Origin of the sequence: Bartonella sp. HY328, from assembly GCF_025449335.1 — a bacterium.
In the GTDB taxonomy this organism is placed as follows: domain Bacteria; phylum Pseudomonadota; class Alphaproteobacteria; order Rhizobiales; family Rhizobiaceae; genus HY038.
The window spans coordinates 1,814,052-1,828,750 of the sequence record NZ_CP104883.1 but is presented as its reverse complement, the minus strand read 5'-3'; the positions used below and the strand labels follow the sequence as shown (position 1 = coordinate 1,828,750).

Here is a 14,699-nt window from a genome sequence, read left to right as displayed (position 1 = left end):
TGCCCTTTTTTAAATAGAATAGATTTTTAATTGATCGCTATATTTAATGAAATTTATCAAATATTGATATATCAGAGGTATAATTTTCTTTGATTGCGTAAGGTTTTCTTTTTATTGTTGGCAGGGTTTACCAAAGAGACATAAATCGCTGTTGCAAATTTGTGTCGCCAAAATGTTTAAAACTCAACATTAAAGGAAAAAAACATGGCTGATACATCTGTGCTTGATCTGATTGGAAATACGCCACTTATCCGTTTAAATCGCGCAAGTGAGCTAACTGGGTGCGAAATTTGGGGTAAAGCAGAATTTTTAAACCCTGGTCAATCGGTTAAAGATCGGGCTGCTCTATCGATTATTCGTGATGTAGAACGCAAGGGCGAACTTAAGAAGGGTGGTATTATTGTTGAAGGAACAGCAGGTAATACCGGCATTGGTCTTGCACTTGTGGGGGCGGTTTTAGGCTATAAAACAATTATCGTTATTCCAAACACCCAATCACAGGAAAAAAAAGACGCGCTGCGCTTGCAGGGGGCCGAGCTTATTGAAGTGCCAGCAGTGCCTTATCGTGATGACAATAATTATGTTAAATTATCAGGCCGCCTTGCCGAAAGTTTGAAAAAGACCACTGAAAATGGCGTCTTATGGGCTAACCAATTTGATAATGTTGCTAATCGTGAAGCCCATATAAAGACAACAGCCAAAGAAATTTGGCGCGATACACAAGGCAATATTGATGGGTTTATTTGCTCTGTCGGCTCTGGCGGAACTTTGGCTGGTACGGCTATTGGGTTAAAAGAGCATAATAAAGCGATTAAAATCGGTCTTGCCGATCCTTTTGGCGCAGCCCTTTATTCTTATTACACCAATGGTCAATTGCAATCTCAAGGAAGCTCAATTACTGAAGGGATAGGACAAGGGCGTATAACCGCCAATCTTGATGGTTTGCAGCCTGATTTTTCTTATCAGGTAAGTGACAGTGATGCGCTAATTGAGTTGTTTCATCTTGCTCAATATGAAGGCCTATGCCTTGGCGGGTCATCGGGTATAAATATTGCCGGTGCTATTTCTTTAGCACGCGAGTTGGGGAAGGGAAAAACCATTGTTACCATGCTTTGTGATTATGGTAACCGCTACCTATCAAAACTCTATAACCCACAATTTTTGCGCGAAAAATCATTGCCAATCCCGCAATGGCTAGATAAAACGCAACATTATGATATTCCCTTTGTATAATCTCTCAAATCATAATACGAGGTTTTTTCTCTTTCCTTATTAATGGGGGAATGAATTGCATATTCTCACTTAAATTGTTCTCGATTTTTAACAAGAAAGGCGTAATATAGGGATAAATAGGGAAGGAAACGCAATGTCTCACAACAATCCTTTTATCGTGTCTGCAGACTGGTTGGAAAGCCAATTAGGTGCAAGTGATATACATATTATTGATGCATCTTGGTATTTACCAAAAGCCAATAGAAATGGTCGTTTAGAATATAGCAAGTCGCACATACCAGAAGCTGTGTTTTTTGACCATGATCTATTAAGTGACCCACAGTCTTCCCTACCTCATACATTGCCCGATGCCGAATATTTCGCAAAAGGACTAGGTGCACTTGGTGTTAGTGAAAAAAATACCATAGTTGTTTACGATGGTGATGGTCTCTTTTCTGCACCGCGTGCATGGTGGTTGTTGCGCTTGATGGGCGCAGAAAAAGTTTATGTGCTTGATGGCGGCTTTAAATTTTGGCAACAGGAAGGGCGTCCTGTAACCAGTAATGATACAATTATTGCTCCAAAAATATTTAACGCGAATGCTGATCTAAGCAAAGTCGTTTTTATTGATGAAATGCGCGATATCGTTGTTAGGGGTGACATTTCCATCGCTGATGCACGTGGAAAAAAACGATTTTCTGGCGAAGAAAAGGAACCGCGGGCAGGTGTGCGCTCTGGCCATATGCCGAATGCTCATAATATTCCCTATGCCCTGCTTGCTGATAATGGAAAATTCAAATCGAATGAAGAAATTATAGGGATTTTTAAAAATGCTTCCATCGATCCGCTGGTCCCGATCGTAACGACTTGTGGTTCTGGAGTAACTGCGGCTGTTTTGACGTTGGCTTTGCAGGGCTTGGGAAATGAGAATGTGCGACTTTATGACGGTTCATGGAGCGAGTGGGGCTCATTAAGTGATACTGTTGTTGTTTCGGATGAATAATTGGAGATGCGTTTAATGGGCTTCAAAAAATCACCTCAATATCTCGCCGCTCGTGTTACTCACCTTGAAATGCAAGCACGCAACAATAATCAAGTGCCATTGCCGATAGGTATGGCGCTTGCTATAATGAAAGCTGAGCTATGTCCTCCTCATTTTTATCGTTATTTATATCGTGAAATTGGTAAAGAACATCACTGGTCTGTACGACGCAAGTTAAAAGATCAACAAATAAAGGATATTATCCAATCTGATCAAACCGTAATTTATATTTTATATATAAGTGGTTGTCCTGCAGGTTTTGCGGAGCTTAATCTGCGTAATATGCCTATTGCCGAAGTGTTATATTTTGGCTTGATTAAGGAGTACCAAGGACGCGGATTATCGCGATTTTTTCTAAATGAAGTCCTATCTTCAGCTTGGGATTTAGACCCAAAAAAACTCATCATTCAGACAAATACACTTGATAGCCCGCGCGCTTTGCAACTTTATCAAAAACTAGGTTTTGAACCCGTTTCAACCAGCGATGTGATGATTGAGGCATGGAAGGACGATTGATAGAATTTTGTTCTTTTATAATGAATTAGTGGGAAACTTTAAATAGAGGTTTTAACTTAAAATGCCGATTAATAATAAATATTATCGGCATTTTATAAAAACATTCAAAGCTAAATAATTCGAGACAGGGCACTCACAAAATTTAGTTTTAATAATTATCAAAACCATATTTTCCAGGGTTTAAAATATTTTTCGGATCCAGCGCTTGTTTAATCACTTGCATAAAATCCACACCATCCCCAAATTCCTTACGCAAATAAGGTGCTTTACGCTCTCCAATGCCATGTTCACCCGTACAGGTACCATCAAAATAAATTGCTCTTTCGCTTAATCGGGCAGAAAACGCCATAGCTTTGGCTCTTTCATTTGGATTTCCTTTTTCATATCCAAGCAGAAGATGAAAATTTCCATCACCAACATGGCCAACAATTGGCCCCATTAAACCTGTTTCTTGCAGGTCTTTTTGTGTTTCCTCCACACAAATTGCAAGTTTTGAAATAGGCACACAGACATCAGTTGAGAAAATTTCACAATTTTTCATTAAGGCTTCACCTGCCCAAAAAGCGTTATGGCGCGCCTTCCAAAGCTTGGCACGCTGATCAGCATCACGTGAATAGGTGAAATCTAAACTGCCATGGGATTTGGCAATTTCATCAAATATGGCAATCTGCGTATCCACGCTCGTACTATCACCATGAAATTCCAAGCAAAGAGTTGGACGTGCTTCAAGATCCAAGCCTGAATAGGCATTACAGGCAGCGACCTGAACTTGATCCATCAATTCAACACGTGCAATCGGCACGGCGCATTGGATCATTTCGATAACTGCGTCACATGCATGCTTAACGCTTTCAAATGTGCAAACCCCACTGGCAATAACCTCTGGAATTGGTTGCAATTTTAACGTAATTGCGGTGAATAGGCCTAAGGTTCCTTCAGAGCCAACAAGTAAGTGGGTTAAATCATAGCCCGCTGCACTTTTTTTAGCTTTGCTTGCGGTTCGAATAAGTCTACCATCAGCCATAACAGCTTCAGCACTTAATACCAAGTCTTTCATCGTGCCATAGCGTACTGCATTTGTGCCGGATGCCCTAGTTGATGCCATGCCACCAATCGAGGCATTCGCACCAGGATCAACAGGGAAAAACAGGCCGCTATCACGTAACCAGCTGTTTAATACCTCTCGCGTTATACCCGGTTCAACAGTTATCGTCATGTCGTCAGGATTAAACTCAATAACTTTATTCATGCGAGAAAAATCAACGCTGATGCCACCAAAAGGTGCGTTTAACTGGCCTTCTAAAGACGTGCCTGCACTAAAAGCGATGATGGGTAAATTATATTCCTGCGCAATCAACACTAAGCTTTGTACATCACTAGCATTTTCAACATAAATGACACAGTCGGGAAGCTGATGTTCAAGGGTGCTAATTGTGTGAGTATGACTTGCGCGTATTGATTCATTATTACTAAAATTCACGCCAAATTTGTCCGACAGTGCTTTAAGACCTTTTTCAAGGTTGGCATCCATTATCTTTACACGCATTGCTATTGCCCCGTATTATCAATATATTTTTTAAAAAAAGATAAATTTACAGTAAGTTAAAAGTTATATGTTAACTTACCTCACAGCTTTAGTAATAAATTTTTAATAAAACTTTTGGTTTTTATCCATGATCTAAGCTCACATATTAAATGCTGCTTTCGCTTTCATCTGATATATCACCAAGATAGGCATCCTCATTCTTTTTATCATTTGTCTTTGGGGCACGAATAGGTGTGTCAGCTGGTAAGATATCAAGTGCAATACCGTTATTATTCTTATTAAGCGCAACGCGAACGGTACCACCTTTGCGTAACTTTCCAAAAAGAATTTCATCTGCAAGCGGTTTTTTAATGTGTTCTTGTATGATACGAGCCAAAGGGCGTGCGCCCATTCGAGAGTCATAACCTTTTTCAGCCAGCCATTTAATTGCGCCATCAGTGAGGTCAAAGGTAATACCACGATCGGCAAGTTGTGCTTCAAGTTGAATAACAAATTTTTGAACTACTTGGTAAATGACCGGCATTGCCAAGGGGCCAAATGGAATGATCGCATCAAGGCGATTACGAAATTCTGGTGTGAATTGCCGGTTAATTGCTTCAATATCATCGCCGGTGCGTTTCGTATCGCCAAAACCAATAGCTGCCTTTTCAAGGTCTGATGCGCCAGCATTAGTGGTCATGATCAAAATGATGTTGCGAAAATCAATTTGCTTGCCATTATGATCAGTAAGCTTGCCATTATCCATTACCTGCAATAGCACATTGTAGACATCGGGATGAGCTTTTTCAATTTCATCAAGCAGCAAAACCGCATGACGGTGCTGATCAACGGCATCGGTGATTAGTCCACCTTGATCATATCCAACATAGCCGGGAGGTGCGCCGATTAAGCGCGATACCGAATGCTGTTCCATATATTCAGACATATCAAACCGCAATAGTTCAACGCCTAAAGAAGATGCAAGTTGCTTTGCGGCTTCGGTTTTACCAACCCCCGTTGGGCCAGAAAAAAGATAGCTGCCAATCGGTTTGTTCGGTTCGCGAAGGCCGGCACGCGCAAGCTTAATCGAACTAGTTAATGCTTCAATCGCTTTATCTTGACCATAAATAACGCGTTTTAATTCATTGAAAAGATTAGATAAAACTTGTCTGTCATCGCGTGACACGGTTTTAGGTGGTATATGTGCCATACTTGCGATTGTTGCTTCGATTTCCTTGGCGGTAATCGTTTTTTTACGCTTTTTTTCCGGTAAAAGAACTTGAGCTGCTCCCGTTTCATCAATGACATCAATCGCTTTATCCGGCAATTGACGATCAGAAATATAACGGGCGGATAAATCAACCGCAGCCTTTAATGCTTCATCTGTAAATTTTACACTATGATATTCTTCAAAATATGGCTTTAAGCCTTTCATAATGTCGAGCGCTTCACTTAGTGTTGGTTCTTTTACGTCAATTTTTTGAAAGCGTCGAACCAAAGCGCGATCTTTTTCAAAGATTTGCCGATATTCCTTATAAGTGGTCGACCCCATACAGCGTATTGCACCTGATGCAAGCGCAGGCTTTAACAGATTTGCAGCATCCATCGTACCGCCTGATGTAGCGCCAGCGCCAATAATTGTGTGGATCTCATCAATGAAAAGCACCGCTTTTGGTTGATTGCCAAGCTCAGTTACAACTTGCTTTAAGCGATCCTCAAAATCTCCACGATAGCGAGTTCCAGCTAATAAGACACCGATATCAAGTGAAAAAATTGTGGCTTCTGCTAAAACTTCCGGCACTTGCTTATCAACAATGCGTCTTGCTAAACCTTCAGCAATAGCAGTCTTGCCAACCCCTGGTTCACCCACATATAGCGGATTGTTTTTTGAGCGCCTGCATAAAATCTGTATAGTGCGATTAACTTCATTATCGCGACCAATAAGTGGATCAATCTTCCCCTCTTTGGCTCGCTCATTTAAATTCACGCAATAGGATGATAAGGCATCAGATGCTTTTTTGGTGTCGATGTCGTCATCATCATTGACTTCGAAATCTTCATAAAAAATCATATTATCGGGAATACTACCGGCCTTGGCTATGCCGTGAGACAAATAATTGACTGCATCGTAGCGTGTCATTTCCTGTTCTTGCAGAAAAAATGCAGCGTGGCTTTCACGCTCTGCAAAAATAGCAACTAAAACATTGCCGCCGGTTACATCATCTTTACTTGCCGACTGCGCATGGATGACTGCACGTTGAATGACCCGCTGAAAAGCGGTAGTGGGTTTGGTGTCATGGTCATCTGCCATAACCTGCTTATCAAGCTCAGTCTGGATGTAATCTTTTATTCTCGCAGCTAATATATCAAGATCAACACCGCATGCACGCATAACATTAGCGGCATCGTCTTCTTCGATCAGTGCAAGAAGAAGGTGTTCCAATGTTGTATATTCATGGCGACTTTCATTCGCAAATGTTAATGCGCGGTGTAAAGCCATTTCAAGGCCAGGGGTAAAAGATGGCATACAACCTCACTTATTTTCCATTACGCCTTGTAGAGAATATTGCGACTAGTTTGCAAACAGACGTATAGGGCAAGTTTCTCTCAAGCAATTTCATATGTGTAAATACCACATTTGCAGCAGCATGTTGGTTTACAGAATAGGTAATTGCTTTAGTCTCTTCAAGTGTTTTGTCGAAAATCTTTGTAATAATATGGGTAGCAAAATTTATTGGTGTAAAACTAACATTCGGCGGCATATTTTTTTGATTTTACAAGCTTAATAAATTGAATTTTATCCATAATTTTAGCAAAGACTAAGCAATCAAGCCCGCATTGGCTAGAATTTTTAAATTTTTGGTTTCTACCATTTATTGATTTTACATATTTAGTTTTACTTTTTCAACGCAACTTGCGTGTTATATAGATTGTATTTTGAGGATCATTGATAAAATCAAGTGAAATATAATCGATCATGGCTTGGAAGGATTACCATATTCTAACGATGAAAAATTTTTATGTTATGACTTTTTAAAAGCAGGCACTAAAATTTATAAAAAATTTTATTTTTTTTCCATAATGCATTGGAGTGGATGTTGTTCCTTGCGTGCAGAGCTCAACACCTGATTAACTTTTTCCTCCGCCACTTCATAAGTATATATGCCGCACTCACCGGCACCAAGATGATGAACCGAAAAAGTAATGGCTGTAGCTTCTTCTAAAGTTTTATGAAAAACCTCCAAAAGAATATCGATTACAAAATTCATGGGCGTATAATCGTCGTTTAACAGAATAACGCGATATAGATTCGGCTTTTTTATTTTGGGCCGCGTACGTGCCTCTACAGCAATTTCAGAATCGCTTTCGCTATGGCTGTTGGTGCTGTCTTTTTGCATATAAAGATTCCCCAATTTTTTTGCTTCCTTGGGCAAGAGCATTGTCTAAAGCCTTTCATAAAATAAATTTTAGTAATTTTACCCCCTTATAGGATGATTGCAACTATTGAAATGTTTCTTCATTTATTGTCGCATTGTTTAGTTACTAATTTATTTTATGGTTAATTTTGTTATATATTTGTTTTTTAACGTAAATATTTTTAATGTTTACGATTTGTTTTCTTTTTGCCTTTTTACTTTCTTCTTTTGTTCACGTTAAAATAATGAAAATTGTTTAAAAAAAATCTGAAAATTGAACGGGCGTAAACGGATTAGTAACGCTGTTTACACTAATCTAACACCAAATCATCGTTAAGCGAATTGTTAGCGCTGAAGTGTAATGCTTAAAAGCAGGGTGTAGATGTGCGTAAAACTATTGGAAAATTAACATCATTTTTTTGCAAGTCGACGATAGCTGTTGTTGCGGTGTCGTTAGGTGCAAATATTGCTTCTGCTGCTCCCAAGGGAGCTTATGCCGATAAATATGCTGCAATTGTTATTGATGCGAATTCAGGTAAAACTCTTTTTCAGGAAAATGCTAATGCAAAGCGTTATCCAGCATCATTAACCAAGATGATGACACTTTATATGCTTTTTGAAGCCATGCAATCAGGGCGTATTTCATCTAATACACCTATTCCTGTTTCTGCTTATGCTGCTTCGCGTCCTCCGACAAAAATTGGTTTTAAAGCAGGGCAAACAATTCCTGCAGAAATTGCTGCGAGAACGCTAATAACGCGATCAGCAAATGATGTTGCAACAGCAATCGCTGAATATCTTGGTGGTTCGGAAGCACGCTTTGGCCAAATGATGACAGCAAAAGCACGTCGCCTTGGCATGATGAATACAAATTTTGTCAATGCTTCTGGTTTGCCTGATCCACGCAATTACACTACTGCGCGCGATATGGCGTTGCTATCACTAGCATTGCGTGAGCATTTTCCTCGTCAATATGGTTGGTTTTCCGCAACAAGTGTAAACTTTCGCGGTAAAACCATCAATGGTCATAATCGCCTTGTCGGTGCAATGAAAGGTGTTGATGGAATCAAAACTGGTTACACACGCATGTCAGGATTTAATCTTGCAACCTCTATGCGTGTAGGCAATAAATCAATCGTTGGTGTAGTTATGGGTGGTCGCTCTGGGCCGTTGCGTGACCAGCATATGCGTGAATTATTGCTTACCTATATTGATGGTGGTACCGGTAACCGCAGCGCTGCCCCGCTTGTTGCAAGCCGTAGTTTTGAATTGCCAAAGGGCCATGAGGCTCCAATTCCAGTTGCTCGTAACAACCAAGTTCAACCTGCAGCAAAAGTTGAAGTTGCTAGCGTAACAGATCGAGAACATGATGCAGCATTATTGACGGCTCTTGCTTCTCGCAATGCGAAACTACCACCCGCAATTGCGGCTGCCAATGATGTTGTAATTGAAAGTTCGCCGATTAAAAATCCACCAAAGCCCGTGTTTAAGGCAAGCTTTAGTAAAGCGAATGCTAAGGACAATACCGCTGTTGTAGAAGATGTTGTTGCTAGTACAATAAATAATGATGTGATTGCTGTGCCGCAAGATGATGTTATTCCTGTGCCAGATGATTTGGATACCGTTATTACCTCGTCAATCAGCAATTCAAAAAAAGGTTGGGTTATTCAAGTAGGGTCAAAATCAACTACTGCCGAAGCTAATGAAGCCTTAGCGCAAGCCGGCGCTGCTGGACGTCAGGCATTAGCTGGTGCGGATCCTTTCCTTGCAGTTTTTGATCAAGGAAATGAGCGTTTTTACCGCGCACGATTCTCAGGTTTTCAGTCAAAAACAGCAGCTTGGCAGGCTTGTAATAGTCTTAAAGATGCAGGAATCGCCTGCTATGCTTTGGAAGATTAATATTTAATATATAAATAGCATGAAACTATGCTTTAGGTCAGGCTCCCCGTTGGATCGGTAGGCCTGACTTTTTCTATTTGAAGTTAGATTCACAAGTTAGCTCAACGCTGATTTTTTTAAATAGATTTACCATAATGCTATTCATTGCCTGCTTAAGGTTCTGCATACAGTAAAAGTCATAAGAGCGTTTAAAGTTTTTGGCAGTTTGCTGATTAAAGGCACAGCCTATATTAAAACAAAGAATTCCAGTTATTTAAAGATCTATCGCTAAGAATGCATAATGAATTATTTAACCAGTATTTATGCAATCTTTTTCTAAAACTAATAGGCTCTAACAATGAGCTAATGCAATTTTTTTTATTGATCCGCAATTGGACTAATAGTTTCATTTTGGCTGCTAAGATAGGCGTCAACATTTTTAATAACTTGCCGTGTTACCGTGTCACGTTTGCCACGTGTACTCATTACTGAAAGATGAGCTTTGGCGTAAATTGGGTAACGCTCCTTTATCAAGCGTTCCATTACGGCGCGTGGATTGTCATTTTGTAAAAGCGGCCTATGGCTGCGGCGTGATACACGATCCATTAAAGTATCGAGATCAGCATCAAGCCATATAGCAAGCGCTTGATTGTGAATTGCTTCACGTGTTTGCTCGTTAATATAAGCACCACCGCCCGTTGCTAAAACAATAGGACCTTTATTTAATAAGCGTAAAATAACCCGCTTTTCAAGATCTCTAAATTCTTGTTCGCCATATTGAGCAAAAATTTCGCTAATGCTCATTTGTGAAGCGTGTTCTATTTCATGGTCAGCGTCATAAAAATCTAGACCAAGAAAGTGGGCAAGTCTTTTGCCAATCGTCGTCTTACCCGCTCCCATTAAACCAACAAGCACCAGCGAGCGCTCGCCAATATTGCTGCGCAGCCGATTGATAGCTTTATTGATCGAAATATTTTTACTCATTTAAAATCTTTCGACATTTATCGCGCACCAAGTCAAGAGGGTAGGCGCATTTCTTACCTGTTTTTCGCTTTAAAGTGCAAGTTTTTTGTGAAAAATTTTAAAACATAGTTTTAGACGGGAGTTGCTTGATTGTATATTCATAAATGATTAGTCAGAATTTCCCCCAAAATCTTCTTTTAGTGACTTTGCGTGTAGGAATTCATCCGGGTAAAATTTCGTTTAGCCAATTAACGTTTATCCTACATCAATATCCGTTTTCGATATGTTCGACCCTCCAATGCAGCCTATTAATTATCAAAAATAGAGTATTGAATATTTATCTAAATTTACTGATATTTGTAATCATAAAATAGAAGCGCAATAATATTATTGCAATAATGTGCGCTAGCAGTGATGTTTTTTTGCGTTCACTAAAAACTAGGACTAATAGTGTTATTATAAATGTATCCGATGGTGTAAGGGCAAGATAAAACTATCTATTAATTTATCTATTGTCTGAAGAATATTTTATAATATAGGCAATTAAATCATCAATATTCTCATCGCTTGCAAAGCGAATATTTGCCATTCTATTGCCTTTAATCATCGCTTGGGGGCCAAGCAAAAATTCTCGCAATGTGTCCTTATTCCAGACAAGTCCTTCTTCCCCCGCCTTTTTCATGGCGGGTGAATAGAGAAAATTAGGTAATGAACCTGCCGTTCGCTCGATGATATTTTGCAGTGACGGGCCGACGCGGTTTTTATCGCTATCAATCAAATGACAAACAGCACAGCGTTTGTAAATTTTCGCGCCGCGTTCATAATCGCTTTGCGCCTCTTGGGCAATTGAAATAACCGGAAGAGCAAATATTGTTACTGCCAAAAAATATTTTATCAAATGTGTTTTCATAGAGATTGGTTAAGTTGCTGATCTTTAAGTTTTGCTTCAAGTTAAATCAGTTCTAGATAGAATGGAATACAACAATTGTCTATGGCGGCAAATCGCCACTGCATTTCATAAATTAACAGTAGTAAAAACACCAAAAGAAAACCAAGACGATTAAAATTGTCAGCTATGAATATTTAATCTACAATGGATATTTGCAAGTGCAATGAAATTATTGCGAGAGTTCTTGCGTTTATCAATCATGCGCACTACATATAAAACCGATTGAAAGGTTGAAAAAATGAGCCGTTTTGCCGTTATATCTTTAACAGACAGCGCTGTTGCACGTATTAAAGAGATTATGGAAAATAATCCTGACGCCCAAGGCATCCACATTGGTATAAAAAAGGGTGGCTGTGCTGGTATGGAATATACAATTAATCTAATGAAGGAATCTGACGGCAATTTCGATATTGTTGAAAAAGACGGTGCACGCGTTTTTGTCGGTCGTGATGCGGTTTTATTCTTGCTTGGCACTCAAATGGATTTTGAAATGACGACACTTCGAACAGGGTTTGTCTTTAATAATCCCAATCAGACATCTGCTTGCGGGTGCGGTGAATCAGTGGAACTAACTCCAGTAACTATGGAGATATTAGAGAAACGGCGAGCGCAGGCTGTATAACCTAATTTTAACAAACAAATTTTAAGCCACGCAAATGAACAAAGCTGTGTTTTATTGTTGTTTAAGTGGCATATATTTTGAAGGGTATTTGTTTTGGCATCATTAACATCTTTTGGCGATGAAGCAAGAATAGCCCTTAATACTGTATCAGATCGTTTTTCAGGACTTATTCATCCAACCATAAGGCTTGGGGTTACGGGGCTTTCCACCGCAGGTAAAACAGTCTTTTTAACTTCATTAATTCAAAATTTGTTAAAAGGCGGCCGGTTGCCGCTATTTAAAGCTATGTCACAAAAGCGTATAATTGCTGTTGATATAGAACATCAGCCTGATGATACATTGCCCCGCTTTGAGTTTGAAAAACACATTGACAGTCTTATATTAAAACGCCAATGGCCCAATTCAACACGTTCACTTTCCCAATTGCGGCTCACAATAAAATATCAATCGAGGTCGATGTTTAGCCAATATTTCTCACGCGGTAAATTAACTGTTGATATCATAGATTACCCAGGGGAATGGTTGCTCGATCTTCCTTTGTTAGCAAAAGATTATCGCACATTCTCAGCGGAATCTTTTGAACGCGCCAATAAAAAATTGCATAAGGAATTTGCAAAAGATTGGCTTGGGATTGCACATCATATTAATAGTTTTGAAAAAGCTGATGATGGGGTAATCGATAATTTAAGTTCGGTTTTTAAAACTTATTTGAAGCGCGCAAAGCAAGATAAAAGTGCCGTTTCCATGCTGCCGCCTGGTAGGTTTCTCATGCCAGGGGATCTTGATGGCTCGCCAGCACTTACTTTCGCACCATTACCTAATTTAAGTGATAAGGCATTTGAAACCAATTCTATCGCCGCCATAATGGAGCGACGTTATGAATCTTATAAAAAGCATGTTGTTAGACCATTTTTTTTAAATCATATTGCACGTTTGGATCGGCAGATTATTCTTGTTGATGCGATGCAGGCGATTAATTCTGGTGCTCATGCGGTTGAAGATCTACAAGATTCTTTGACGGAAATTTTAGCTTGTTTTCGCCCGGGTGTTAATAATTGGGCAAGCCAGCTCATCAGTCACAAAATAGATCGTATCGCAATCGCAGCAACCAAAGCGGATCAGCTTCACCATGAAAGTCATGATAGGCTTGAGGCAATTGTGAGACTATTGACATCTAACGCGCTGGAAAAGGCAAAATTAAATGGAGTGAAAACCGATAGTATCGCGTTAGCTTCATTGCGTACCACCCGTGAAGCCTTAGCAAAAACTAACGGTGAAGATTTGCCAGTCATTATAGGAACGCCTTTGAAGGGTGAAATTATTGATGGTATAGTCTTTGACGGTGAAACGGAGACAGCAATTTTCCCTGGTGATTTACCCAAAAATCCCAATGATATTATCGATGCTAGCAAAAAAATAAATATGAAATTTATACATTTTTCTCCGCCGCTTATTAAAGCTACGGATCCTTTGCCTCATATCCGATTAGATCGGAGTTTAGAATTTTTGCTAGGAGATTACCTTGCATGACACAGCGTAAGCCAAGGGCTATTTCCGAGCTTGATAAAATAGAGATAACGAACGCGCCTTTTGATGATACTAATCTATCTGATTTAGATATTTTAGCACAGGAAGAGGAAGGCCAAAAAAGCAATTTTACTTGGAGTAAAATTTTTCTGTCCGCTCTAGGCATATTGCTATCCTTGGCAGTTGGTCTATGGGTTGATGATCTTATTCGTACACTTTTTTCGCGCTATATTGCACTTGGTTGGTTTGCCCTCGTAATTGCATTGTTAGGTGCTTTGGCTTTTATAATATTTGTTTTTAATGAAATACGTGCAATTTTGCGTTTGCGTTCAGTTGCTGAAATACGTTTCCAAGCTCGTGATGCAGTTATGCGCGATGATATGAATGAAGCAAAATATGCAATTCGTTCACTTAATAAACTGGTTGAGGGTCAACCGCTAAGTAGTAGTGGGCGTAAAGTAATTACTGCTCTTGAAAATGATATAATTGATGGGCGTGGACTTATCCATATAGCTGAAGCAGAAATATTGCGGCCATTGGACAAAGAGGCACGAAATCTAATTTTAGCCGCCGCCAAACGTGTGTCGGTGGTGACAGCGGTCAGTCCACGCGCTTTTGTTGATATTATTTATGTGTTTTATGAATCGACTAAGCTTATTCGTGCAATAGCTACACTTTATGGATGTCGACCAAGTCGATTTGGATTTATTGCAATCTTAAGGAAAGTTTTATCTCATTTGGCTGTGACTGGAACGATTGCAATGGGTGATAGTTTTATACAGCAATTTATTGGCCAGGGCTTAGCAGCTAGGCTTTCAGCTAAATTAGGTGAAGGTGTCGTTAATGGATTAATGACAACGCGTATTGGCATTGCCGCAATGGATGCTCTTCGACCATTTCCTTTCGATGGGGAAAAGCGTCCAACTATCGGAGATTTTGCTGGTGACCTAATTAATTTTTCAAATAAGGATTAATGCGTAAATGAAACTATGAAGATTTCGCGCATGATAGTATAGGCAAATAATTTTCAATTAAACGCCAAAATGAAA

At 39.6% G+C, this 14,699-nt stretch carries 12 protein-coding genes; 7 read left to right on the top strand and 5 right to left on the bottom strand.

Features of this window, described 5'->3' with window-relative positions; genetic code table 11:
- Window positions 1-204 precede the first annotated feature (204 nt).
- The 3 genes from N5852_RS07755 (at window position 205) to N5852_RS07745 (ending at window position 2,770) form a co-directional block, all read left to right on the top strand.
- On the top strand, window positions 205-1,233 hold the full coding sequence (locus N5852_RS07755; RefSeq protein WP_262097262.1) for a cysteine synthase A: 1,029 nt from the start codon (window positions 205-207) through the stop codon (window positions 1,231-1,233).
- A 133-nt stretch (window positions 1,234-1,366) separates the two neighbouring features.
- Window positions 1,367-2,215, top strand: coding sequence for a 3-mercaptopyruvate sulfurtransferase (gene sseA, locus N5852_RS07750; RefSeq protein WP_262097261.1), 849 nt, complete (start codon window positions 1,367-1,369; stop codon window positions 2,213-2,215).
- 15 nt (window positions 2,216-2,230) lie between these two features.
- Entirely contained in the window at window positions 2,231-2,770 is a 540-nt protein-coding gene (locus tag N5852_RS07745) for a GNAT family N-acetyltransferase (RefSeq protein ID WP_262097260.1), read from the top strand.
- A gap of 148 nt (window positions 2,771-2,918) precedes the next feature.
- On the opposite strand, the gene N5852_RS07740 is transcribed toward N5852_RS07745, so the two are convergent.
- The 3 genes from N5852_RS07740 to clpS form a co-directional block, all read right to left on the bottom strand.
- Window positions 2,919-4,316, bottom strand: a complete 1,398-nt coding sequence (locus tag N5852_RS07740; RefSeq protein ID WP_262097259.1) for an FAD-binding oxidoreductase — start codon at window positions 4,314-4,316, stop codon at window positions 2,919-2,921.
- A 145-nt stretch (window positions 4,317-4,461) separates the two neighbouring features.
- Complete coding sequence (clpA, locus tag N5852_RS07735; RefSeq protein WP_262097257.1) at window positions 4,462-6,822, bottom strand: ATP-dependent Clp protease ATP-binding subunit ClpA; 2,361 nt, start codon at window positions 6,820-6,822, stop codon at window positions 4,462-4,464.
- A 538-nt stretch (window positions 6,823-7,360) separates the two neighbouring features.
- Window positions 7,361-7,693 carry an ATP-dependent Clp protease adapter ClpS gene (gene clpS, locus N5852_RS07730; protein WP_262097255.1) on the bottom strand — a complete coding sequence of 111 codons (333 nt, stop codon included), beginning with the start codon at window positions 7,691-7,693 and terminating at the stop codon, window positions 7,361-7,363.
- Window positions 7,694-8,095: 402 nt separating this feature from the next.
- On the opposite strand from clpS, the gene N5852_RS07725 reads away from it, so the two are divergent.
- The gene (locus tag N5852_RS07725) at window positions 8,096-9,610 is read left to right on the top strand and encodes a D-alanyl-D-alanine carboxypeptidase (RefSeq protein WP_262097254.1); all 1,515 of its coding nucleotides are present in this window, start codon (window positions 8,096-8,098) and stop codon (window positions 9,608-9,610) included.
- A 357-nt stretch (window positions 9,611-9,967) separates the two neighbouring features.
- On the opposite strand, the gene N5852_RS07720 is transcribed toward N5852_RS07725, so the two are convergent.
- Both N5852_RS07720 and N5852_RS07715 read right to left on the bottom strand, forming a co-directional pair.
- Window positions 9,968-10,573 (bottom strand): shikimate kinase, encoded by a 606-nt coding sequence (locus N5852_RS07720; RefSeq protein ID WP_262097253.1) that lies wholly within the window; start codon window positions 10,571-10,573, stop codon window positions 9,968-9,970.
- 484 nt (window positions 10,574-11,057) lie between these two features.
- On the bottom strand, window positions 11,058-11,450 hold the full coding sequence (locus N5852_RS07715) for a c-type cytochrome (protein WP_262097252.1): 393 nt from the start codon (window positions 11,448-11,450) through the stop codon (window positions 11,058-11,060).
- 289 nt (window positions 11,451-11,739) lie between these two features.
- On the opposite strand from N5852_RS07715, the gene sufA reads away from it, so the two are divergent.
- The 3 genes from sufA (at window position 11,740) to N5852_RS07700 (ending at window position 14,624) form a co-directional block, all read left to right on the top strand.
- Window positions 11,740-12,123, top strand: coding sequence for a Fe-S cluster assembly scaffold SufA (gene sufA / locus N5852_RS07710; protein ID WP_262097251.1), 384 nt, complete (start codon window positions 11,740-11,742; stop codon window positions 12,121-12,123).
- Between the two features lie 93 nt (window positions 12,124-12,216).
- Complete coding sequence (locus tag N5852_RS07705) at window positions 12,217-13,653, top strand: YcjX family GTP-binding protein (protein ID WP_262097250.1); 1,437 nt, start codon at window positions 12,217-12,219, stop codon at window positions 13,651-13,653.
- Complete coding sequence (locus N5852_RS07700) at window positions 13,650-14,624, top strand: YcjF family protein (RefSeq protein ID WP_262097249.1); 975 nt, start codon at window positions 13,650-13,652, stop codon at window positions 14,622-14,624. The genes N5852_RS07705 and N5852_RS07700 overlap by 4 nt, the downstream gene beginning before the upstream one ends.
- The last annotated feature ends 75 nt before the right edge of the window (window positions 14,625-14,699 follow it).